Genomic DNA, 21,722 nt, shown 5'->3' with positions numbered 1-21,722 from the left:
AGGGGAATCGCACGGCCCCAAAACCATAAAAAGCTCATTCTATTGCTACGGCAAAACAGAAGGCTTTTGCCCAAGAATATATTTAATCCTTTCGGCCTCGCCTGATGTATCCGTTTTTAAGTCGAGGGATTTCCCATTGAGTTGTTGATAATTTATGATCGTGCCATTTCCGGAAGCGATTGTTTTGATTACCTCAACCGATTCAACATCCGAAGGGATCTTCGCGCCAAACCAATGATCGTCATCCTGTTGCTTCCAGGTTACTAATGTAAATACTTCATTAGCGCCAACTGTTTTGTTTCCATCAATTGCCGATTTCAAAGCCAGGTCATTCCCGTAAAGTGTTGAGGCTGTACCTTTGGTCTTATTAACAAATGAGGTAATTACCTTCAAACCATCGAGGTTATATTTCGGGGATGATGGCAGCGCGGCTTTGGTATTGTATAATTCAACCGGTTTGTTATCGGAGCAGGCCGCAAACATTAAGCTGCATACAGCAAATAAACTATATAATGCTTTCATGGGGTTAGTGTTTAATTGGTTGGGTAAATACAAAATCTTCGGCAGCCATCGGCTTGTGGCAATTCATACATTCTGTGGTAAACATGACATTTGAACCGCCGTACGGCACCATCTTCGGGGTCTTAAACCTCGCCCAGCCCCAGCCATAGGTAGACGCATATTTTTTATCGTCTTTTATCATGTACTCCACCTGCTTAAACTCGCCGGTATGGGTGGTCCCGTCCTTGTCCTGTAGTTGCGCCCAGGCCACTTTAGCAAATATGGCGCCGTTTGGCCAGGGGTGGATCTTGTTTTCTTTGATCGCTTTCACGGCAATATCATTACCGAAGATTACGCGAAGGGTGTTATTATCAAATCGTTCAGTAGTACTGATAGGCTGCCAGTTTTTATAATCGGGGATGTAAGAGATGCCGTTGGCCGCTGTCGGCAATTTGGTGATGGCAGTTTCGTTTTTTTGCCAATGTTGGTATTGCTTATCAGCCGCATTTATAGCAGCAGTATCAGCAGGTTTGTTGTGCACCATCCCTGCAAGGTAGTTTTTTAATACGGCAAGGTCTGCAGGCGATACTTTAGCATTGGTATGAACTGCCGTGTAAGCTGGCAAAGGCATTGCTCCGGCTATTATTTGATTTACCGACTCCCAGAGTTTGCCTTTCTGATCGGCCGGCGCAAGCTTATTCCATTCGGAAAAATTAAGGTCGGCCCTGCCCTGTTTGATATGGGATGCTACTCCCCAGTAAATGGGGACTATTTTATCGTACCAGCGTAAATTGGTGTTGTTTGAATGGCAATCATAACAGGCACGTTGAATGATAGCCTTAACATCTGCCGGAGCTTCCAGGTCGCCCGTTACCGGCGGGTTAGGAACATCCGGGTGCACAAACTGGATGCACAAAAAGCCTGCAAATAAAATCAGGATGATAAGGAACGCTTTTCGTTGATACAAGGGTTTTCTGTTGGTTTTCATAGCCATTCGGTTTGCAATGCAAAGAAAACTACAATCCTTTATAATAAATGTAACAATTAGTTAGGCGGGTGCAAATAATCGTTGAATAAGGAAAAAAGGAAGTTGAGACTACAAAACACGCTGCTTTTGCGCGTGTCGCCATCAATATAATCAGCATGTATGAATAAACTTTAAATTAGCGTAGCAGTCAAACGAACGCATCAATCACCCTCAAAAATGAAAGCAAGATCTATCTTACTACTAATGCTTATTTCCTTTAGCGTTATTAAAGCCAGTGCTCAATACAATTTTACCAAAGTTGATAACTGGCTAAATGACCACGCATCCGAAATGGGTGGCCGGGTGGTGCTTATTGTTTATAAAGATGGCAAGGTAGTTTATAACCGCGCAGTTAATGATATGAACATGAGGCAAAAATTTGTTGGCCGCATGATAGCCCGCAAACAAGGCAAAAAGGCTGATCTGGATGACTATACGTCCACCTCAAAGGTGGCTATTGCCAGCTGCAGCAAATGGCTTAGTGCCGCTTTGGTGATGACCTTTGTTGATGAGGGAAAGCTAAAATTGACCGATACAGTTGGCAAATACTTGCCTGTACTATCGCAACACGGCAAGGGGGGCATCACCATTGGTCAATGCCTGTCGCACCAAACCGGGATCAAGACGCCGCCATTAAAAGAAAGTTTAGAAGATATGCGCCAGGACAACTCGATGGATGATGCAATAGCCGATATAGCAGCCTTACCGATGGAAGGTACACCCGGCAAGGTTTTTCACTACAGCAATGCCGGCTTGCAAATTGCCGGGGCTATCATCGAAAAAATCAGCGGCAAAAACTTTGAAACCTTATTTGCCGAACGTATTGCCAGGCCGCTTAATATGCAGCATACTGATTTTGGAAATGCCAAAGTAGCCCTGCCCGCGGGCGGGGCGTACAGTACTTCCGAGGATTACCTGAACTTTTTGACCATGATCATGAACCGGGGCATTTTTAACGGGAAGCGTATCCTGAGCGAAAATAGTATAGCCCAGATGCAGGAAAACAGGATCACCGCTGACGTTAAGATCGCCTATTCACCTGCCGAGGCTGGAGGTTTAGGTTACGGTTATGGCGAGTGGGTGTTTGATGCCCATACCGTAAGCAGCCCGGGGTTGTTTGGGAGCTTTCCGTGGATAGACAAGGATAAAAAGTACGCCGCCTTTATGATGACTTTTTATATTAAAAGCGATGGCAGGCAACAGCGTTATCGCGAACTGAAACAACTGGTGGATGAAGCAGTAAAATAGTAGTTTTGCAGCCATGAAGCTGTACATAAAAAACATGGTTTGCAGCCGCTGCAAAATGATGGTGAAAACCGAGCTGGAAAAAGCCGGGCTGCAGCCTGTTTCCGTTGATCTTGGTGAGGTGGAGATTAAAGAAGCCCCTACCCCGGCTCAGCTTAAACGATTGGAGACATCGTTAAATGCCCTTGGGTTTGAACTCATTGACGATCAAAAAAGCCGTATTATTGAACAGATCAAAACCCTCATCATTGAGCATGTGCACTACGCCGAAACACAATCGCCCTTGAAGCTTTCGGCGCTGCTTACTTCAAAACTTAATTATGATTATGGGTACCTGAGCAACCTTTTTTCGGCTGTAGAAGGCTCAACCATCGAAAAATACTACATAGCCCAGCGAATTGAAAAAGTGAAGGAACTCCTTGTTTATAATGAACTTAGTCTTTCCGAAATCGCGTTTCAATTAAGCTATAGCAGCGTTGCCTACCTATCCAGCCAGTTTAAACAGATAACCGGGATGACGCCATCTGCCTTTAAAGCCCTTCAGGGCAGCAAACGCACAAATCTGGAAGATATATAAAGCACAAATTTTATTCTGCAATGGTTCGTGTAACCCGATCAAATTGTGGCCGGCTTGCTGAGTGATTTAAATCCGGGGCCTTTGAAGGTTAGATGACAAAGAGCACCTGTCAGTCTGAGCCCGTCGAAGACTCGTGCGCAGAGGCCTGCCCGCCATACTTCGACGGGCTCAGTATGACACCCATTTTTTTTGTTGTCATGGGTAGCACTCGTGTCGACCTGTAAATCTTATAAATCATACCCATAATACCGTAATGCTTCCCTGCAGGCCCATGGTAATTTTGTATCAGCAAATACAAATTATCATGACACATACCTATAATATCACCGGCATGACCTGCACCGGCTGCCTGGCTAAAGTGCAGGGCCTGTTACAGCAGGTTCCCAACATTGAAAAAGTTGAGATCTCTTTAGCCGAAGGTACTGCCGACATCACGATGAAAAAGCACGTGCCGACTGCCGACCTTAAACAGGCACTTGCCGCTTATCCTAAATACCAGCTTAGCGAAGAAGAGGTACATCATCACCATATGAGCACGACAGATGCTGCTGAAAACCGCACCTGGCTGCAAACCTACAAGCCGATCCTGCTCATTTTTGGTTATATTTTAGCAGCAGCAATAATTGCCGGACGCTATACAGGCGGATTTAACATCACTACGGCCATGCGCGTTTTCATGAGCGGCTTTTTCCTGGTATTCTCCTTTTTTAAACTGCTGGATCTTGCGGGCTTTGCCGATAGCTATGCCATGTATGATGTGGTGGCCAAACGCTGGCGTGGATGGGGTTACGTTTATGTTTTTGTTGAACTGGGTTTAGGCCTTGCCTTTGCGCTTAATATTGCACCGGTAACGGTTAACGCCATTATGGTTACGGTAATGAGTATAAGCCTGATTGGTGTGCTGCAAAGTGTTTTCAGCAAAAGGCAGATCCGTTGTGCATGCCTCGGCGCGGTGTTTAATTTGCCCATGAGCACAGTAACCATTATTGAAGATGGACTGATGATTTTGATGGGAATTGTGATGCTGGGAATGATGTAAGGCAGCCGGCAAATGTCATTTCAAAGAGAGCCGAAGCGGATTTCCTCTTCCTGTTCGTTGAAATGACATTTTTTTCCTACTTTAATCTCATGCAAAACACCGCACAATTCCTTCTACAGGATTGGTTTAATATTACTGGTCGCGGATTAGTTATCGCCGGCCAGATTATCCGGGGAACAATTGCAGCCGGAGACTTCGTTTGCTTTAATGATGAGGTCATCAAAATAAAAAGCGTAGAAATTGGCGATAAAGGTTCCGGCGAGTTTTTTACTGGATTGATCCTGGAAATAGAAAACCAAACCCCAATATTATTCTCGCTCAAAAAATTAAAGGGAGAGAGTTTTTTGATATTAACGGCGACAGCCGTTAATTAACCTGCTTACATCCTAAACCGCAAAGCAACCGAGCGTCCCAAAGCCTGCGCAAATTCGGGGTCAATTACCGGGCCTTCACCTTTTTGTACCCATACACGGCGGGCGTCTTTTTGAAGGATTATTTTCTCGCCATTTAACAGGATCTCAAGTTCGCTGGTGGTTGGGGTAATTGGCGAGGTATTAATTTGATACACGTGGTCGGTATCGTTAAAAGTTATTCTTAGTGGCAATCCCATCTTTATCTTCTCTACGGTAAACATACGTATCCCATGTTACAAAAGCAACAACAGGCGGCGGGCAATAACAAATTTCTACATTAACAGGTTAATTTACAGATCATTATTTTGCACATTTAATCAGGCCGCCAGCTGCAACTGAACCTTATGGATCAGGCTGTTCATGCCAAACGGCTTGTGCAAAACATCATCCGGCGCTCCTTTTTGCGGTTCATGTGCTTCGGTTTCCTCATTTTCTGAACAAACAATTACACGAAGATTTTTAGTGGCCCGGTTCAATTTAATGAGCCGGCATAGCTCACGGCCGTCCATGCTTTTATTAACAATATCCAGGATCACCAGGTCGGGGTGGCTTGCTTTTATCGTCCTGAAAAGTTCATGGGCATGGGTTGACGAGGCTACTTCGTAACCTTTACCAAGCAGGATGTAGGTCATTACCTCTATCATCAGCTCGCTATCATCAACTATCAAAATTCGTTTTGCCATAAACCAGGTCCTGCTTTTTGTACTTATGTCATGCAAACCGCATGCCACTGATTAACTTACAGTTAACCTCTTGTCGTCCAGGCAGGGAGCTATTCCCGATAGAGCTATCTTTTGTAATGATATTTTGACAATTATGGCCTTAATGTTTAAACACAATTGATCTGTTTTATTACATTTGGCCTATAGGAAATAGATTTAGCGAGCGAAAATGGACAATATCAATATCAAAAAACTGGCAAAGGAACTCAATATCTCCACATCAACCATCTCGAGGGCCTTTAATGGAAATACTGATATTAATAAAGACACCAAAGAGCGGATTTTAGCATACGCCAAACAACATAACTATTTGCCCAACCATTATGCCAGTAACCTCCGCGATAAAAAGACCAAAACCCTGGCTGTTATCGTTCCCGAAATAGCTAACGACTTTTTTTCGCAGGCAATCAACGGCATTGAAGAGGTTGCCCGTAAAAAAGGGTTCTACATTTTGCTTTACCGCACCGACGACGTTTTTGAAAAGGAAGTATCGTTTGTAAATTATCTTAACAATGGCAAAGCCGATGGCATTATCATGTCGGTATCCGGCGAAGCCAGCGACCACAACTATCTGCGCCAGCTGGAAAAAAAACATGTGCCTGTTGTTTTTTTCGACCGCGTTTATGAGGATATTGAGGCCGCCAAAGTAACTACTAACGACTATGACGCCAGTTTTGCAGCAACTGAACACCTTATTAAAACCGGGTGCAAAAAGATAGCTTACCTGGTGGTTAACAAAAGTATTTCGATAGGTAAAGTGCGGATGCAGGGTTATATGGATGCGCTGGCTAAGCACAAGATCGTGTTTGATGATACCCTGGTTATTGATTGCAGTAACGATGAAAAGGAAAATTATAAGATTTTGAAAAAGGCCTTACAGGTAATCAAGCCTGATGGTATTTTCAGTTCGGTTGAACGTTTGGCCTTTGCTACCTACTACGTTTGTAATGACCTTGGCATTTCGATACCTAACGATCTGAAAGTGATTAGCTTTTCAAGCCTCAGGGTAGCCCCGCTCCTTTCTCCCCCTCTTTCAACCATAACGCAACCCGCTTACGAAATGGGCGTAAAGGCAGCAACTTTATTATTCGATGTGCTCGAAAACAACGGCTCGGCTCCTAAAAAGCAACATGTGTTGAAATCAAAGCTGTTCATCAGGAAGTCGTCGTCGGGTTCATAGATCATGGTTGATGGTTTATAGCATGCAAGAAACAAAGCCATAGAAATAAAGTCTATTCCCTTGTTTCTTGCATGCTGCTATGAACTATGAACCATCATCTATGAGCCAATAAAACCTTACGCTTCAATAAAAAGCTCGCTTTGCGGCCTGCGTACTTTTAGCATTTTGCTGTAAGCGTCGTCTTCGGCACGGAAACCTACTGCGGCAATTACCGAGGTAGTTAAGCCTTTTTCTTTCAAGCCCAGGATCTCGTCGAATTTCGCAGCGTCAAAACCTTCCATTGGACCCGCGTCTACCCCAATTTCTGCCGCTTCAGCCAATAAAACCCCTAAAGCAATATAAGCCTGTTTGTGTGACCATTCAACTTTTTGCTCATCGGTACGGCTGGCCAGGGTGCCTAATACCATTTGCTCATAACCGGCAAGGCTTTCACGGGCAATGCTGCGGGTTGAAGCAACAAGGTCAATGAATTTTTTGCCAAAATCCTCATCAAGGTTAGTTAATGAAGCAAATACAAACAGAGCCGATGAATCGGTAATCTGCGGTTGGTCGTACCCAACGGCACGTAATTTCTTTCTTGTTTCTGCATCCTGCACAACAATCACCTTATATGATTGCAGGCCTAATGATGATGGTGCTAACTGAATGGCTGTTTTTAAAGCCTCTAACTGTTCTGCGCTTATTTTTTTGTTGGGATCGAATTTCTTAACGGCCGATCTCCATTGTAATTTTTCTACTAATGACATGATTATTTTAAAATGTTGAAACAAATATAGATGTTTAAACATATATGTTTAGCCACACAATTGTAAATAGATCATTACTCCCCCAATCAAGTGGAAATAGATGTCATGCCTGTAGCTTCCTTACATATAACTTTGGGTGATTTCGCCTGACTTTATCCTGCTGTTAAGCATTCGTGTCGATCACTAATTTACTCCACCCTTTATTTCCCGCGTTTTTGATCTCTTTTTTACGCTGCTCCATTACTTTTTTTATGCGCGAGCTGTAAGCCCAGCAAGTGCTTTGACGGATAGAAAGAATTTCGGAAAGTTTATGTGATGAGATCTTACCCTTGGTTGAATACATCAGGAAGATCATATAAAAAGCTTTATTGATAGGGATCCGGGTATTTTGCAGTATGGTATAAGCTATTACCGACTCCTCATAACCACATTTTGAACACCGGCGGCTGTAAGGGAGGTGCCCGCTGCCGTAATGTGTATTGCTGCATTTGCGGCAGGCATAACTATGCTCCCATTTCAGATCAGACAGGAATTTGAAGCAGGTTTCCCTGTCGGGATAAATGCGGCTAAACTCTTCAAAGTCAACTTCGGTGAGCATTACCCTATCGTGTGTTACTTTTTCAATATCATTATGCAGGATAATGTTGTCTTTTTCGAGGAGTACATTCATGCGCGAGATCTCTTCGGCCTGTTGCTGCAGCAGCTCATTAACTGATTTTAGCTCCTCATTTTGTTCCGCTATCATTGATGACTTTTCAACCAGCTCGCGGGTGCGTTCCTGCACCTGGGCTTCAAGGCTGCGGTTCAGGGTATCTTTCAGCTCTTCGTTTTGCTTCATCTGGGCTATAATATCCTGCTGGGCAACGTCCTTTTCTTTTTTAAGGATCCGCACTTTATCCCCTATAGCAAAAGAGATGAACAGCATCTCCATAATAAAACAAATACTAAGGCTGTAGTAATCAAACTCGGTAACAGGCAGCCACCAGACATTTAGTGCTATACAGCTTTTAATAACAAAGCCGGTAAGTAAAAAAGTGTACCCAATAACAAAGAACCGCGCGGGTTTATACCCTTTTACCAGCACATAACAACCCGCATAAAAAGAAATGCACAGCGGCAAAAACTCGATGATCTTGTAGTTAAACCAGGCCAAATTAATGGTAATGCAAGCCAGGAAATAAATGCACCTGAAAATGATCACCCACTTGATCACTTTATTTAAACGCGGGGCATTAACTTTTAAATTGAGCAGGCTTTGAGCAAAAAGGATGGCAAAAATACTGGCCGAGAACAGGGCGATACCATACGCATAATTGTTCCAGCCGGGATAGTTTGGCCAGATGTACTGGTAAGCTATGCCATCGGCACACATTTCATAAAGGCCAATACTTAAGTTATATATGATGTAATACAGGTATTGCACCTGGCGCATGGCTATGAACATCATGAAATTGTACAGGCCAAAAACCAGGATCATGCCGTAAAAAACACCAAAGAAAAAATATTCATCGAGCGCGTAGCCAATAAAGCGGCTTACGGTGCGCAACACCATGATCACGTTAACCGAATGCCCCGAACGGATGCGGATATAATAAACATCATCGGGCCCCTGGCTGCTGTTGATATTAAAGCTAAAGTTTTTGTGTTTGTAAAAGCGCGCGGCAAAAGGGCGGCTACTGCCAAGCGACGTTGCCCGGTAAGTATTTTTAACGGGCGAATAAACCGTAATACTGTCGATAGTTTGATCAAAAAACTCCAGGATCCAGTTGTTGCTGCTGGCATTGGCCTTGCCAATTTTTATGCGGTACCAGTAAGCCGAATTGTTGTGATGGGTAACCGGGGTAGGTTCCAGGTTAACTGCGAATTTGCCTGCTAAGTAAGCGTCGCGAATATCATCGAGGCTGAGTTTTCCGGTTGTATCCTCAAAATATACTATCTGCTTATATTCAAAAATGTGCTGGTTTACTTTGTCGTTTATTTGAACCGTGGTTTGAGCTATGCCTGTTGAAAAGCATAAGCAAAACATTATAATACCGATAAAAAATCTCAGTAAAAGTTTAAACATAGGCTTGGGAAATGGATGTATTCCGCACCTGTAATGGTGGTTTCACTACAGGCGCGAAAAAAATGGTTGTTTGGTTAGCGTCAGGCCGGATACAATTATAATATTTTTATTTTTCTATTCCTATTAAAAGTACATTAAACAGTGATTTAAAATGTTAATTTTTAGCCATTTGTTGTTAATATCCGGGAATTACTATATATAAATAGTCACAGGCCCATTTACTAAAGTGTCCGAAGCGGTTTTTCCATCTATTTCATATTAAAAGGCTACGCCTAAAAAACAACGCTGGCATTTCTCATCAGGCGTATTTTTAAAGCCGGCGCACGCGGCGCCCGACCGTTTTATCATTGTTAAAATTTGATTTATCAGATAACTTAACATGACTAATATATGAACCGCTATTGGTTATAACAAGCGTATATTTGTAGTGTTAGGCATCAAAACATCGCTTTTCAAAAATCACGATGTGCTTCATTACCAAAACGAAAACTGTTGCCTGCAAGCTAAAAACTATAAAAACCGATGCAAAGCGAACATTACAATACCGGGCTAAAAAAGAGCATTCTTTTTTTATTCGCCCTGCTATTTACAGCAAGCTTAACCGTAAACGCCCAAAATATCCGGGTGGCGGCTGCTGCTAACCTGCAGCCGGTAATGGAGGTTTTACAAAAAGATTTTAAGCAAAAAACAGGAATTACTATTGATGTTGTTATAGGCTCATCGGGTAAGCTGGTAGCTCAGATCAGTAATGGAGCTCCGTTTGATGTGTTTTTATCGGCAGATATGACCTTTCCCGAAACGCTTTTTAAAAATGGTTTTGCAAAGGAAAAACCGGTAGTGTATGCCTCGGGCAGCCTGATCATTTGCAGTACGCAAAACATTGGTTTTGAAAACTGGGAACGCCTGCTGCTTTCGGCAAGGATAAAAAAAATCGCCATAGCAAATCCGGCTATAGCGCCTTATGGTAAAGCCGCCGAGCAATCGCTCAGGGATAAGGGGATTTTGGATGATGCTAAATCGAAGGCCGTTTATGGAGAAAGCATATCTCAGGTAAATACTTACATTACCACAGGCGTGGCCGATATCGGTTTCACTACACAATCGCTGGTAAAGGAACTGGGAGATAAAACACCGCTGTTTTATACGGTCGTCGATCCCAAAACTTACGACCCCATACTGCAGGGCATCGTGATCCTGAAACACGGAGCGACTAATCCTGCGGCCGGAAAATTTTACCGGTACATTTTAAGCCCGGCGGCTAAAAGTATTTTTAAAGCGTATGGTTATAGGGTGCAATAATTTGTATTTTTATCGATGGACCTATCGCCCATATGGCTCACATTAAAATTAGCAGGCATCACCACGCTTTTGCTACTGCTTATCGGGTTGCCATTTGCCTGGTGGCTTTCAAGGGGAAGATCGTTTATCAAGATCATTTTCGAGGCAATTATTACTATGCCTTTGGTGTTGCCGCCATCGGTACTGGGCTTTTATCTACTGCTGGCTTTTAGTCCGCAGCATGGTTTAGGGAAATGGCTGCACGATACTTTTGATGTACAACTGGTTTTTTCCTTTCCGGGCTTGGTCCTGGCTTCGGTAATTTACAGTATGCCTTTTATGGTGGGGCCGGTAAAATCTGCTCTGCAGCAATTGCCGGTTTCATTAGCCGAAGCGTCATACACATTGGGTAAAACCGAATGGCAAACGTTCAGGTATGTGCTGCTGCCCAATATCAAACCATCATTAGTAACCGCCGCGGTTTTAACCTTTGCCCATACGCTGGGCGAGTTTGGTGTTGTGCTGATGATTGGCGGCAATATCCCCGGTGTTACCCGTGTAGCTTCTATTGCGGTGTACGATTCGGTAGAGAAGATGGACTATGCCTCGGCCAATAATTATTCGTTGATTTTATTCTCCATTACGTTCGTTTTGGTGATAGCTGTTTTTATATTCAATAAATACCAGGCGAAAGGTCCTTTAGCATGATCAGCGTAGATATTGAAATAAAACTGAAAGCCTATCATGGCGGGCAATTGCTGAAGATAAAACGGCAGTTTGTTTCCGGGAGCATTACCAAAATTTGGGGGCCTTCGGGGTCCGGAAAAACTACATTGCTTAAAATGATAGCCGGTCTGTCATCGCCCCGAAAAGGGAAGATCATAGCGGACGGAATTACCTGGTTTGATGATGACCAACCGATCAACTTATCGCCGCAAAAAAGGCATATCGGCTTCGTATTTCAAAACTACGCCCTGTTCCCAAACATGACGGTGCAGCAACACCTGGAGTATGCCAGCAATGATACCGGCTGGATAAAGCGCCTGCTGCAATTGGGACAACTGGATAACTTTACCACCCACAAGCCCGATCACTTATCCGGCGGGCAACAACAGCGGCTGGCGATTTTGAGGGCATTGGCTACCAAACCAAAGCTGCTTTTAATGGATGAACCGTTTTCGGCACTGGATAGCAAGATGAAAACTTTGCTGATTGCTGAACTTAAGCTTTTACTTAAGCAATTAGGGATTACTACTATTGTAGTAAGTCATAATTTGCAGGAGCTGGAAGATTTTGAAGGGGAAGTGATGGATTTTGATGATGAGGTTTAAATCTCTTATAAATATTTTTCGACTTGCGCTCGTTTTTAACGAGTACTTAATGTGGTTTGGCGTTTGCAACGCCATTTCCGGCGCTTACTTTACAAACGTAAGCCCATTTTAAGCACTCATCACAGATAAGCGCAAGTTGTAGGATTAACAACCAAAATCTTAATGATTATTTACTACTACTCTTATCCCCATCAGATATCGACTTGATGAGGCTACCCCATGCCAGCGGATTTAATAGTGGATTGGGTGTAAGCGAGTGCGAATTCAGGATGCTGGTGTGCATAGCCTGCGCATTGGCCGATTGTATTTCCTGGGCATCGCGGGGCAAAGTATTGTACAGGGCCGATAGGGTTGCCTTGCTGATATTTTTGCGGGCAATCTCCAAATCGTCATCAGCAAGCTTTATAGCCAGGAAATCTTTTTTAAACTCATCGGTAGTGGCCCATGGAAACACGTGAAATGTAGGCAGGTTGATGATCTGCGCTTTCAGGGATACCTGGGTAGTATAACTTTCGTTTGGCAGATTGGATGGGATAACTACAGTAACCGGGGCATAACCAACGCAGGTGAAGCGGAGGGTATCGCGCTCATGTACTACAAATGAAAAGTATCCCTTATAATTTGATACGTTGATAACGTTATGTGCCGAAGTATTGGTAATGGTTACATAAGGGATCGTGATCTTTACGCTGTCGGCATTATGTGTAATACCGGTAAACTGCACAACGGGGCGGTCTTTGCTTTGTGCAAAAGCGCCCATTGAAACAAATAACAGCAGTAAACCAAATAAATATTTCATAAAACCATTAACTACTTAGCTCAACATATATTACGCTGCGAGCGCCAAAATAGTTTTTAAACTTCATCAAAAATAAGTCATATCCCCCAATTGAACCGGGGATTTAACAAATCTTAACAACTACCTTAAATTTTCGGGAAGCACGGCATTGGGGTCATCAATGTCCGTTAGGTTTATGGCCTCAATGGCGGTAATTTCGGGCACAGCTTTTTTAATAGCCTGTTCAATACCTGCTTTAAGGGTCATGATACTCATTGGGCATGATCCGCATGAACCCAACAGCTTTAATTTAACGACATTTTCAGGAGTTATCTCCTCAACAGAAACATTCCCCCCATCAGCCTCCAAATACGGACGGATAGTATCTAAAGCTGCTTCAACCTGATTTAATAAACTCATTTTTATTAATTTATAACGTTATGTAAAGTTATTAATTATTTACAATATTTTCTGCACTCAATGCTTTGGCATTTGATATGGCCACCTGCTGGGCAACACGCTCGGCCATTTTCACAAAAGCAGCGGTCATCGGGCCATCTTCTTCAAGCACTGTCGGCTTGCCGGCATCACCCGAATCACTGATGCCTTTAATCAGCGGGATCTCGCCCAGGAACGGAACATCAAGCTGTGCCGCCAGTTTTTGGCCCCCTCCTTTACCAAATATGTAATACTTGTTTTCGGGCAGTTCGGCAGGTGTAAAGTACGACATGTTTTCAACCACCCCCAATATAGGCACATTAATAGCTGGCATCATAAACATACCAATACCTTTCTTCGCATCGGCAAGCGCAACATTTTGCGGCGTGGTAACAATTACAGCACCCGTTACCGGGAAGCTTTGCGTTACTGTAATGTGGATATCGCCGGTACCCGGAGGCAGGTCGATCACCAGGTAATCCAGCTCGCCCCAGTCGGCATCATTGAACAGTTGTTTTACGGCGGTAGATACCATCGGCCCGCGCCATGGCACCGGTTGATTAGGATCGGTAAAGAAACCTATCGACAGCAATTTAATGCCGTATTTTTCAATCGGCTCAATTCGGGTTTTGCCATCAACCTGGCTGGCCATTGGGCGTGCGCCTTCCAGTCCAAACATAATGGGTACCGAAGGACCGTAAATATCGGCATCGATCATCCCCACCTTTGCGCCCGATTTTGCCAGACCCAAGGCAAGGTTTGCCGCTACCGTTGATTTACCAACCCCGCCTTTGCCAGAAGCAACAGCAATAATATTTTTTACACCCGGAACCCCGGTGTTTTTTTGAGTGGTTACGCGCGAGGTCATGTTGATATTGATAACGGCCTCTTTGCTTACAAAATGCAGGATAGCATTACGGCAGGCATTCTCAATCATGGCTTTAAGCGGGCAGGCCGGCGTAGTCAGGATCACCGAGAAGCTAACGTTGTTGCCATCAATATGAATATCCTGGATCATGTTAAGCGTTACCAGGTCTTTTTTCAGATCCGGCTCTTCAACGTTGCCCAGTGCCTGTAAAACTTGTTCTTTAGTAATTGTCATAATATGAGGCAAATTTATGAAAACAGGTGGTTGATTAAGTTTATCAGGAAACAATTTGCAAAAACAACCGTTTGCAGGGGATAAGATTTAGTTTAGTTTTGGATAAAATTAACAAATGAAGCGCCTTAATCCTAAATATATACGCATAGCTGCATACATTCTCGTTCCCTTAATTCTTATTCTGCTTATCGGCGGATATGTTGCCTACTCAAAACGTGGAGCCCTGCTCGAAAAAGCCATTGACAAAGCTAAATTAAAAGCAAAGAGGGATTATAATTTAGATGTAAAAATAGGATCGGCAAAGTTTACGGGCCTCAGCACCGTTTCATTCTCGGATATCAGTATCGTACCGGATGGCCGCGATAGTTTGCTGAACATCAAAAATTTTGTGGTAAGTGTACGGATAATGCCCCTGGTGCTTGGTGAGGTAAAACTATCAGATGTGGTATTGCAGGATGGCTTCATTAGCCTTGTTAATAAAAACGGGGTCAAGAATTTCGATTTTCTTTTCAAAAAGAAAAAGGACTCAACAGCCACCGATACCAAAGCCGATTTGAGCCACCTTGCCGATAACCTGATCAACCAGCTGCTTTATAAGATCCCGGATAACTTATCGCTCCATAATTTCAGGATCAGTTTTAAGAGCGACAGCGATCAACTTAAACTTTTAGCGCAAACAGCCCTAATCAAAGACGGGCAACTGAGCTCAACCATAAAGGTTAATGACGGGGAAGCCACCTGGCATTTCGCCGGCAAAATGCATCCATCGGACAAGGATATCGACGTAATGCTTTATGCCGATGGCAAAAAAGTAGAGCTGCCTATCATAGAAAAGAAATTTAACCTGAAGCTTAATTTTGATACGCTGCAAACAAAACTGACCGAGGAAGACCACAGCAGCGGTGAAACCAGGATCTCGGGTTCATGGTCGGTTAAAAACCTGCTAATTCGCCATCCGGGCATTTCGTCTACTGATATTGTATTACCCGCGGCTGCTATTGATGCCGATGTTAAAGTAGGCACTAATTATATATCTATTGATAGTACTTCGCTTATCCATATTAAAAAATTAACGGCGCACCCATACGTTAAGTACACACTTAATCCGGTAAAAATTTATGAGCTTAAGCTCAATACCGGCTGGCTTAATGCGGCTGATATTTTCGATTCGTTTCCTACGGGGATGTTTGATGCCCTTGACGGGATCCAGGTTGCCGGCAAGCTGAATTACCACATGAATTTTTACATGGATTCTTCAAAGCCCGACGATTTGATATTTGACTCGGGCATGGATAAAGATAACTTCCGGATCCTGAAGTTTGGACGTACCGATTTAACCAAGCTTAACAGCCCCTTTGTATATACACCATATGAAAAGGGCAAACCAATGGCCCCGCACCTGATAGGCCCCGAAAACCCGGAGTTTACGCCGCTGCAGCAGATCTCACCCAATTTGAGAAACGCGGTAATGACAGCTGAAGATCCATCTTTTTACACCAATCATGGCTTTGTAATGGAGGCCATCCGTAAATCAATAGCTACCGATTTTAAAACAAAGAAATATAAACGCGGCGGCAGTGGTATATCACAGCAGCTGGTTAAAAACGCCTACCTGAGCCGGGAGAAAACCCTGTCGCGCAAAATAGAAGAGATCCTGATTGTATGGCTTATTGAAAATAACCGCATCATGACCAAAGACAGGATGCTGGAGGTTTACTTTAACATTATTGAATGGGGCCGTAACATTTACGGTATTGGCGAGGCCTCGCATTATTACTTTGGCAAATCGCCGTCTGAGCTTAGTTTGGGAGAAAGCATTTACCTGGCCAGCATTGTCCCCTATCCTAAAGGCGGTTTATACGCCTTTCAGCCTGATGGCACCTTACGACCGGGACTGCATGGCTACTTTAACCTGATTGGTAAACTGATGGCTATGAAGGGTTATACCGCCCGGGATACCAATGCTTACGGATTTTACGAAGTGCGGTTAAGGGAAGGCCTGCGCCGTCAGATTGCCCCTGTTGATACTGCTACTGCCGATAGCCTTATGAAACAAGGCGGAGCAGATGACGATGGTATTTTACCAGTTGTTGAAGAGCCTGTAAAAAGGCCTAACTTTTTCCAGCGCCTTTTTGGTAAAAAAGATACCACCGAAGAAAAAGCCGAGGAAAAATTGAAACAAAAAGAACAAACGATAAAGGAGCAGCTCAAAGCTCAGATAGAAGCACTGAAAGCCGAATATAAACTCAAGATTGACGCTGTGGACACCACCGGCGGCCGGACACGAAAAGAAGTACGGCAGGAAAAACGGCGGCTGAAGGACGAAGAACGGGAAAAGGAAAAAGAATTGAAAGATAAGATGCCATAAGTGAGCGTAAACGAGACGCAAAAACGGACATTCTGCCAAGCAGAATGTCCGTTTTTGCGTCTTCCCCTTTTTGAAGCAAGTCTTGTGCGGCTGGCATGAGGGACGATGACTTGCGCTTTCTGGAAAAAGTTAAATTAATATGATACCTCAACCAGCAACGGTACAGTCCTAAAAGGTTTGCAGATTAATTCATATCTAAATATATCCGCGCATATATAGTCTGAGGCTACCCTTCCCTCTCTTTTTTACTTAAAATTAATTGCGAAGTAAGCGTATCACAAAAAAAATCTCATCGCAACAGAAACGTTGCACAGGCTATTTAAACTAATTTTTGCCCTTTTTAACACTGTGATGCAAGCGTATTAAATTATACATAATACACTATAAATCAATTAATTATGAACATTTTTCTTGATTGATCCGTTTAAATTACTGTAGATTTGTAATGCCAATTTTAAGCTACGCATAAACCTGCTTCATGGAAAACAGTAACGGTCGGGCGTATTTACCCTGACCAATGCTTTGATATTCTTAAGCAACAGTTAAATATTGTTACAAATATTGAATTGTTGCATAGGGGCTTATGTGATATTTTTTTGAATATCAATCAACTAAATAAACAACTCAATGAAAATCAATTACCAGTTAAAGCGGTTCGCAGTCCTCACCCTGCTCTCCACCGCTGCTTTTTACTCTTGTAAAAAGAATGTGAACAACAACGAAGCACCCAATCAAAAAACAAGCGGCACCGTAGCACGGGCCGCTAACGAAGTAGTGAATGCCTGGGTTACTACTGCCGATCAATCAAAGCTTTTACAGGCACAAGCCAGCTTTAATTTTAGTGCCGATGCCGGTACTAATGCAACAACTATTACAGTAGACGAAAACCAAACCTACCAGGGAATAGACGGTTTCGGCTTTACTTTAACCGGGGGCAGTGCCGGACTACTTAACGGCCTTGGCGCCAACCAAACCAATGTGCTTAACGAGCTTTTCGGCACAGCTAACGGCCAGATCGGGATCAGCTATATCCGGATCAGCATCGGTGCCTCCGATCTTAGCTCAAGCGATTTCACCTACAACCAAACCGCCGGCGATTTTAACATGAACAACTTCAGTATCAGCGCCGAAAACCAGGACCTGCTACCGATCCTGAAAAAGATCATCGCCATAAACCCATCTATCAAAATTATAGCTACCCCATGGACAGCCCCTACCTGGATGAAGGTAAACACCACCGGCAATAACGGCTATACCGGCGGCAGCCTCAATACAGCAGCAGGTTATTATGACGCCTATGCCCGCTATTTTGTAAAATACCTGCAGGCCATGCAGGCCCAGGGAATTACCATTGATGCCATTACCCCTCAAAATGAACCGCTTAACCCATACAACAACCCAAGTATGGTAATGCAGCCGGATGAGCAGGCCAATTTTATTAAAAACAACCTCGGCCCGCAAATCAGGGCGGCAGGCTTTCAAACCAAGATCATTGCCTATGACCACAACACCGACAGGATTGATTATCCCGAAACCGTGTTAGCTGATGGCGGTGCCAATCCCTATGTTGACGGATCAGCGTTTCACCTGTATGCGGGCAATATCAGCTCACTAACTGATGTACACAACGCCTATCCCAACAAAAACGTTTATTTCACCGAGCAATGGGTTGGCGCACCAAGCAATTTTGGCGGCGATCTGTCATGGCATGTTAACACGCTCATTATTGGTGCTACCCGCAACTGGAGCCGCAATGTTTTGGAATGGAACCTGGCCTCCGACCCAAACAACAATCCGCATACACCGGGCGGCTGCAGTACCTGTTTGGGAGGTATCACTGTTAGCGGTACTTCTATTACCCGAAATGTTGGTTATTACATTATCGGTCATGCATCGCGGTTTGTACGCCCGGGCGCTGTGCGGATTTCTTCCAATTTATCGGGCAGTATCCAAAACGTGGCCTTCAAAAATTCTGACGGCAGCAAAGTACTCATCGCCCTTAATAATGGCTCATCAAGCGTAAGCTTTAAAGTTAAATGGGGCGCGGAATCTTTTACTTACACGTTAGCCGCCGGCGCTGTAGCAACCTTTAAATGGACCGGCACCCAAAGTTCAGCATCAGGCCCGCCCATAGGTTCAGTCATCACCCTTAAAGGCTTTAATAACCTGTACGTAAGCAGCGAAAACGGCACGCAGGCCATGAATTGCAACCGGTCTACCGCCTCAGCATGGGAACAATTTACCGTGGTTGATGCCGGTGGAGGCAAAATAGCCTTGATGGCCATGAATAAATACGTATCCTCAGAAAACGGGACACAGGCCATAACCTGCAACCGCACAACTTTTGGCGACTGGGAAAAATTTGACTGGATCCCCACAACCGATGGCAAGGTTACCCTCCGCGGCAATAACGGCAAATTTATATCCAGCGAGAACGGTACACAACCCATGACCTGCACCCGTGCAACGGCGTCAGGCTGGGAGGCTTTTGGTGTAAACCAGTAATTACCTGCAAAACCAATTAATTATTCACCAATACTATCATTATGAAACAACTTTTAAATTTTGCGAAGAGTGCCGCTACTGCATCGGCATTAATGCTTTTAATTTCGTCCTGCAGCAAGGACCTGAACAAAACCTCACCTACCATTAAAACAGCCGATGAAACGGCAGGATCAACAACCACGCCAAGGGCAGGCACACTGGTATGGAGCGATGAGTTTAACGGCACCAGCGTTAACACCAACAACTGGAATATTGATAACGGCAACCCCAATGTCAATAATGAAAAAGAATATTACCAGTCGGCAAACGCCACGGTATCAGGCGGTTTCCTTATCATTACTGCCCGCAAGCAATCCGTTGGAGGCCAGCCTTATACATCGGCCAAATTGACTACAGCCGGTAAATTCCAGCCTACCTATGGTCGTATTGAGGCAAGCATTAAGCTGCCGGCAGTACAAGGTACATGGCCCGCCTTCTGGATGCTGGGCGCAAACATCGGTACTGTAAACTGGCCGCAATGCGGCGAAATTGACATTATGGAGCAGGTAAACACCTCCAATACCATCTTGGGCACTATGCACTGGTACAACAACGGCGGCCACGTACAATATGGCGGCAGTACCACCACAACGCCAACAGGTTTCCATACCTACGCGGTTGAGTGGGATACCAATTCTATTCGCTGGTATGTGGACAATACGCTGTATGTAACCGGTAATATTGCCAATAATATCAACAATACCGGCGCATTTCATAATCCGTTCTTTATTATCCTTAACCTGGCCATCGGCGGCGATTTGCCCGGTAATACCATTAACGATGGCGCCTTACCTTGCAACATGGTGATTGATTATGTACGGGTTTATGACCTGTCGGGCAGCAGTACAAACCCTCCTATTGGTCAAACTATCACTTTAAAAGGTTTTAATAACCAATATGTTAGCAGCGAAAATGGCACACAAGCCATGAATTGTAACCGTGCTACTGCATCAGCATGGGAGCAATTTACTGTAGTTGATGCCGGGGGCGGTAAAGTTGCTCTTCAGGCGATGGGTAAATACGTATCAAGCGAAAACGGTACACAAGCCATTACCTGTAACCGTACTACTATAGGCGACTGGGAAAAATTTGACTGGGTGCCTACCACCGATGGTAAAATTACATTCAGGGGCAACAACGGCAAGTTTATCTCCAGCGAAAATGGTACGCAACCTATGACCTGTAACCGTGCAACGGCATCGGGCTGGGAAGCTTTTGGCGTAAACCAATAATTTAAAATGATATATTTAGCCTGCCTTTTTAAAAGGGCAGGCTTACTTGCTATATAAACCTGCCATGAAAAAATTTACCGGCTTTTGCTTTCTGTGGTTAATAATAGGCCTGCGTACATTATATGCCCAATCGGGCAGAAACAAATTGGAGTTTAATCTTACCGATGGCTATCAGAAAGAGAATTTTCACTGGTCGATAGCCGGCAATAGCAATGGTCAAAGCCCCAATGTTTTTTCGGAACTGAAATGGACAAAGCTGAGCGGGCAAAGCATTGCTGCTTCTTTACAATATAATGTATATCAACGATTTAACATTTATGCAGATTACGCCCGGCAGTTTATCACCTCGGGCTCGGTAAATGATTCGGACTATAGCACCGATAACCGTACCGGTAATACCTATAATGAAACATTTGATGCTGGCAAGGGGAGCACACAGGGTTGGGCGCTTGGTGCAGGTTACAAATTAGTTGATAATGAACAATTTAGCTTTATACCTTACGCAGGATACAGCGATAACCGGCAGTCCCTTTATTTATATGGTAATGGTAACCGCTTTCCGAACTTGAACAGCAGCTACCAAACTAAATGGAAAGGCGTATTCATTAAAGCCCTTGCATCTTTAAAACTTACTGAAAAGCTGAAGGTTAATGCCGATATCACCTACAACCAGGTAGGTTATAATGCCCGGGGCAACTGGAACCTCATCACCACTTTTCAGCACCCGGTTAGCTACCGTCACCATGCCAACGGATATGGCTTAAATACCAACGGAGCTCTGGTTTATGCCATCACATATCATATAGCTATCCAGGCTGGTGGTGGATACCTGCACTGGCAAACAGGTAATGGCACTGATGAGCTTTATCTCAACAGCGGCGAGGTGGATAAAACACAGATGAACGGTGCGTATAGAAATGGCTTTAGGGTATTTGGAGGAGTTATTATTTCGTTGTAGGTGAAAAGGTTCCACGTGGCACACTGGGGCCATGACAAACTCGGACGCGCGCTAATTAAACACTATTCTCTCATTCTTATTATCAGGTGCTTATAAAGCAGTATTTTTGAAGATAGCTTAAATGCCGACAGAAATAAGGCCCATTATAAGCTGGCATCATCTGTATATTTAAAATACA

General features: G+C 44.0%; 21 protein-coding genes. 12 read left to right on the top strand and 9 right to left on the bottom strand.

The features are described from left to right. Positions 1 to 45: 45 nt before the first annotated feature. Both BLP33_RS20990 and BLP33_RS20985 read right to left on the bottom strand, forming a co-directional pair. Positions 46 to 522 (bottom strand): hypothetical protein, encoded by a 477-nt coding sequence (locus BLP33_RS20990; RefSeq protein ID WP_090532788.1) that lies wholly within the window; start codon positions 520 to 522, stop codon positions 46 to 48. Between the two features lie 4 nt (positions 523 to 526). Next, the gene (locus tag BLP33_RS20985) at positions 527 to 1,489 is read right to left on the bottom strand and encodes a heme-binding domain-containing protein (RefSeq protein ID WP_090532877.1); all 963 of its coding nucleotides are present in this window, start codon (positions 1,487 to 1,489) and stop codon (positions 527 to 529) included. 216 nt (positions 1,490 to 1,705) lie between these two features. On the opposite strand from BLP33_RS20985, the gene BLP33_RS20980 reads away from it, so the two are divergent. From BLP33_RS20980 to BLP33_RS20965, 4 genes are all read left to right on the top strand, one after another. Beyond that, positions 1,706 to 2,776, top strand: a complete 1,071-nt coding sequence (locus tag BLP33_RS20980; RefSeq protein WP_090532786.1) for a serine hydrolase domain-containing protein — start codon at positions 1,706 to 1,708, stop codon at positions 2,774 to 2,776. A gap of 13 nt (positions 2,777 to 2,789) precedes the next feature. After that, positions 2,790 to 3,350 (top strand): AraC family transcriptional regulator, encoded by a 561-nt coding sequence (locus tag BLP33_RS20975; RefSeq protein WP_090532784.1) that lies wholly within the window; start codon positions 2,790 to 2,792, stop codon positions 3,348 to 3,350. Positions 3,351 to 3,654: 304 nt separating this feature from the next. Further along, positions 3,655 to 4,389 (top strand): heavy metal translocating P-type ATPase, encoded by a 735-nt coding sequence (locus BLP33_RS20970; protein WP_090532782.1) that lies wholly within the window; start codon positions 3,655 to 3,657, stop codon positions 4,387 to 4,389. Between the two features lie 89 nt (positions 4,390 to 4,478). Continuing rightward, positions 4,479 to 4,763, top strand: a complete 285-nt coding sequence (locus BLP33_RS20965) for a hypothetical protein (RefSeq protein WP_090532780.1) — start codon at positions 4,479 to 4,481, stop codon at positions 4,761 to 4,763. A 5-nt stretch (positions 4,764 to 4,768) separates the two neighbouring features. On the opposite strand, the gene BLP33_RS20960 is transcribed toward BLP33_RS20965, so the two are convergent. Then, entirely contained in the window at positions 4,769 to 4,999 is a 231-nt protein-coding gene (locus BLP33_RS20960; protein ID WP_090532876.1) for a hypothetical protein, read from the bottom strand. Positions 5,000 to 5,119: 120 nt separating this feature from the next. Further along, positions 5,120 to 5,485 (bottom strand): response regulator, encoded by a 366-nt coding sequence (locus tag BLP33_RS20955; RefSeq protein ID WP_090532778.1) that lies wholly within the window; start codon positions 5,483 to 5,485, stop codon positions 5,120 to 5,122. Between the two features lie 208 nt (positions 5,486 to 5,693). Between BLP33_RS20955 and BLP33_RS20950 the strand changes: the two genes are divergently transcribed. Next, complete coding sequence (locus tag BLP33_RS20950) at positions 5,694 to 6,704, top strand: LacI family DNA-binding transcriptional regulator (protein WP_090532776.1); 1,011 nt, start codon at positions 5,694 to 5,696, stop codon at positions 6,702 to 6,704. A gap of 116 nt (positions 6,705 to 6,820) precedes the next feature. On the opposite strand, the gene BLP33_RS20945 is transcribed toward BLP33_RS20950, so the two are convergent. Beyond that, positions 6,821 to 7,450, bottom strand: a complete 630-nt coding sequence (locus BLP33_RS20945) for an NAD(P)H-dependent oxidoreductase (protein ID WP_090532874.1) — start codon at positions 7,448 to 7,450, stop codon at positions 6,821 to 6,823. A gap of 163 nt (positions 7,451 to 7,613) precedes the next feature. After that, entirely contained in the window at positions 7,614 to 9,515 is a 1,902-nt protein-coding gene (locus BLP33_RS20940; RefSeq protein WP_217633200.1) for a 7TM diverse intracellular signaling domain-containing protein, read from the bottom strand. Between the two features lie 522 nt (positions 9,516 to 10,037). Between BLP33_RS20940 and modA the strand changes: the two genes are divergently transcribed. The 3 genes from modA to BLP33_RS20925 are packed head-to-tail and all read left to right on the top strand — an operon-like array spanning position 10,038 to position 12,124. Beyond that, the gene (modA, locus tag BLP33_RS20935; RefSeq protein WP_090532774.1) at positions 10,038 to 10,814 is read left to right on the top strand and encodes a molybdate ABC transporter substrate-binding protein; all 777 of its coding nucleotides are present in this window, start codon (positions 10,038 to 10,040) and stop codon (positions 10,812 to 10,814) included. Between the two features lie 15 nt (positions 10,815 to 10,829). Then, the gene (modB, locus tag BLP33_RS20930; RefSeq protein ID WP_090532772.1) at positions 10,830 to 11,501 is read left to right on the top strand and encodes a molybdate ABC transporter permease subunit; all 672 of its coding nucleotides are present in this window, start codon (positions 10,830 to 10,832) and stop codon (positions 11,499 to 11,501) included. Further along, on the top strand, positions 11,498 to 12,124 hold the full coding sequence (locus tag BLP33_RS20925) for an ATP-binding cassette domain-containing protein (protein WP_090532770.1): 627 nt from the start codon (positions 11,498 to 11,500) through the stop codon (positions 12,122 to 12,124). Before modB ends, BLP33_RS20925 begins: the two co-directional genes overlap by 4 nt. 166 nt (positions 12,125 to 12,290) lie before the next feature. Here BLP33_RS20925 and BLP33_RS20920 read toward each other — a convergent pair whose 3' ends face one another. The 3 genes from BLP33_RS20920 to BLP33_RS20910 all read right to left on the bottom strand — a co-directional run bounded on the left by BLP33_RS20920 (position 12,291) and on the right by BLP33_RS20910 (position 14,442). Beyond that, complete coding sequence (locus BLP33_RS20920; RefSeq protein WP_090532768.1) at positions 12,291 to 12,923, bottom strand: hypothetical protein; 633 nt, start codon at positions 12,921 to 12,923, stop codon at positions 12,291 to 12,293. A gap of 120 nt (positions 12,924 to 13,043) precedes the next feature. Continuing rightward, positions 13,044 to 13,322 (bottom strand): NifU family protein, encoded by a 279-nt coding sequence (locus tag BLP33_RS20915; protein WP_090532767.1) that lies wholly within the window; start codon positions 13,320 to 13,322, stop codon positions 13,044 to 13,046. Between the two features lie 31 nt (positions 13,323 to 13,353). Beyond that, positions 13,354 to 14,442, bottom strand: a complete 1,089-nt coding sequence (locus BLP33_RS20910; protein ID WP_090532765.1) for an Mrp/NBP35 family ATP-binding protein — start codon at positions 14,440 to 14,442, stop codon at positions 13,354 to 13,356. A 115-nt stretch (positions 14,443 to 14,557) separates the two neighbouring features. Between BLP33_RS20910 and BLP33_RS20905 the strand changes: the two genes are divergently transcribed. From BLP33_RS20905 to BLP33_RS20890, 4 genes are all read left to right on the top strand, one after another. Next, on the top strand, positions 14,558 to 16,810 hold the full coding sequence (locus tag BLP33_RS20905) for a biosynthetic peptidoglycan transglycosylase (RefSeq protein WP_090532763.1): 2,253 nt from the start codon (positions 14,558 to 14,560) through the stop codon (positions 16,808 to 16,810). A gap of 627 nt (positions 16,811 to 17,437) precedes the next feature. Then, positions 17,438 to 19,315, top strand: coding sequence for a glycoside hydrolase family 30 beta sandwich domain-containing protein (locus tag BLP33_RS20900; RefSeq protein WP_090532761.1), 1,878 nt, complete (start codon positions 17,438 to 17,440; stop codon positions 19,313 to 19,315). A gap of 41 nt (positions 19,316 to 19,356) precedes the next feature. Next, entirely contained in the window at positions 19,357 to 20,586 is a 1,230-nt protein-coding gene (locus BLP33_RS20895) for a family 16 glycosylhydrolase (RefSeq protein WP_090532759.1), read from the top strand. Positions 20,587 to 20,650: 64 nt separating this feature from the next. Further along, positions 20,651 to 21,544, top strand: a complete 894-nt coding sequence (locus BLP33_RS20890; protein WP_090532757.1) for a hypothetical protein — start codon at positions 20,651 to 20,653, stop codon at positions 21,542 to 21,544. Positions 21,545 to 21,722: the final 178 nt, after the last annotated feature.

Origin of the sequence: Mucilaginibacter sp. NFR10, from assembly GCF_900100445.1 — a bacterium.
Lineage (GTDB): Bacteria > Bacteroidota > Bacteroidia > Sphingobacteriales > Sphingobacteriaceae > Mucilaginibacter > Mucilaginibacter rubeus.
This window is presented reverse-complemented; position numbering and strand designations above follow the sequence as displayed.

Bases quoted from the DNA above. Each gene is read 5' to 3' on its own strand.
- BLP33_RS20950 (WP_090532776.1), top strand. From the start codon at position 5,694: ATGGACAATATCAATATCAAAAAACTGGCAAAGGAACTCAATATCTCC.
- BLP33_RS20965 (WP_090532780.1), top strand. From the start codon at position 4,479: ATGCAAAACACCGCACAATTCCTTCTACAGGATTGGTTTAATATTACT.
- BLP33_RS20895 (WP_090532759.1), top strand. From the start codon at position 19,357: ATGAAACAACTTTTAAATTTTGCGAAGAGTGCCGCTACTGCATCGGCA.
- BLP33_RS20990 (WP_090532788.1), bottom strand. From the start codon at position 522: ATGAAAGCATTATATAGTTTATTTGCTGTATGCAGCTTAATGTTTGCG.
- BLP33_RS20940 (WP_217633200.1), bottom strand. From the start codon at position 9,515: ATGTTTAAACTTTTACTGAGATTTTTTATCGGTATTATAATGTTTTGC.
- BLP33_RS20985 (WP_090532877.1), bottom strand. From the start codon at position 1,489: ATGAAAACCAACAGAAAACCCTTGTATCAACGAAAAGCGTTCCTTATC.
- BLP33_RS20900 (WP_090532761.1), top strand. From the start codon at position 17,438: ATGAAAATCAATTACCAGTTAAAGCGGTTCGCAGTCCTCACCCTGCTC.
- BLP33_RS20915 (WP_090532767.1), bottom strand. From the start codon at position 13,322: ATGAGTTTATTAAATCAGGTTGAAGCAGCTTTAGATACTATCCGTCCG.
- BLP33_RS20920 (WP_090532768.1), bottom strand. From the start codon at position 12,923: ATGAAATATTTATTTGGTTTACTGCTGTTATTTGTTTCAATGGGCGCT.
- BLP33_RS20890 (WP_090532757.1), top strand. From the start codon at position 20,651: ATGAAAAAATTTACCGGCTTTTGCTTTCTGTGGTTAATAATAGGCCTG.
- BLP33_RS20955 (WP_090532778.1), bottom strand. From the start codon at position 5,485: ATGGCAAAACGAATTTTGATAGTTGATGATAGCGAGCTGATGATAGAG.
- BLP33_RS20925 (WP_090532770.1), top strand. From the start codon at position 11,498: ATGATCAGCGTAGATATTGAAATAAAACTGAAAGCCTATCATGGCGGG.
- BLP33_RS20905 (WP_090532763.1), top strand. From the start codon at position 14,558: ATGAAGCGCCTTAATCCTAAATATATACGCATAGCTGCATACATTCTC.
- BLP33_RS20975 (WP_090532784.1), top strand. From the start codon at position 2,790: ATGAAGCTGTACATAAAAAACATGGTTTGCAGCCGCTGCAAAATGATG.
- modB (WP_090532772.1), top strand. From the start codon at position 10,830: ATGGACCTATCGCCCATATGGCTCACATTAAAATTAGCAGGCATCACC.
- modA (WP_090532774.1), top strand. From the start codon at position 10,038: ATGCAAAGCGAACATTACAATACCGGGCTAAAAAAGAGCATTCTTTTT.
- BLP33_RS20980 (WP_090532786.1), top strand. From the start codon at position 1,706: ATGAAAGCAAGATCTATCTTACTACTAATGCTTATTTCCTTTAGCGTT.
- BLP33_RS20910 (WP_090532765.1), bottom strand. From the start codon at position 14,442: ATGACAATTACTAAAGAACAAGTTTTACAGGCACTGGGCAACGTTGAA.
- BLP33_RS20960 (WP_090532876.1), bottom strand. From the start codon at position 4,999: ATGGGATTGCCACTAAGAATAACTTTTAACGATACCGACCACGTGTAT.
- BLP33_RS20945 (WP_090532874.1), bottom strand. From the start codon at position 7,450: ATGTCATTAGTAGAAAAATTACAATGGAGATCGGCCGTTAAGAAATTC.
- BLP33_RS20970 (WP_090532782.1), top strand. From the start codon at position 3,655: ATGACACATACCTATAATATCACCGGCATGACCTGCACCGGCTGCCTG.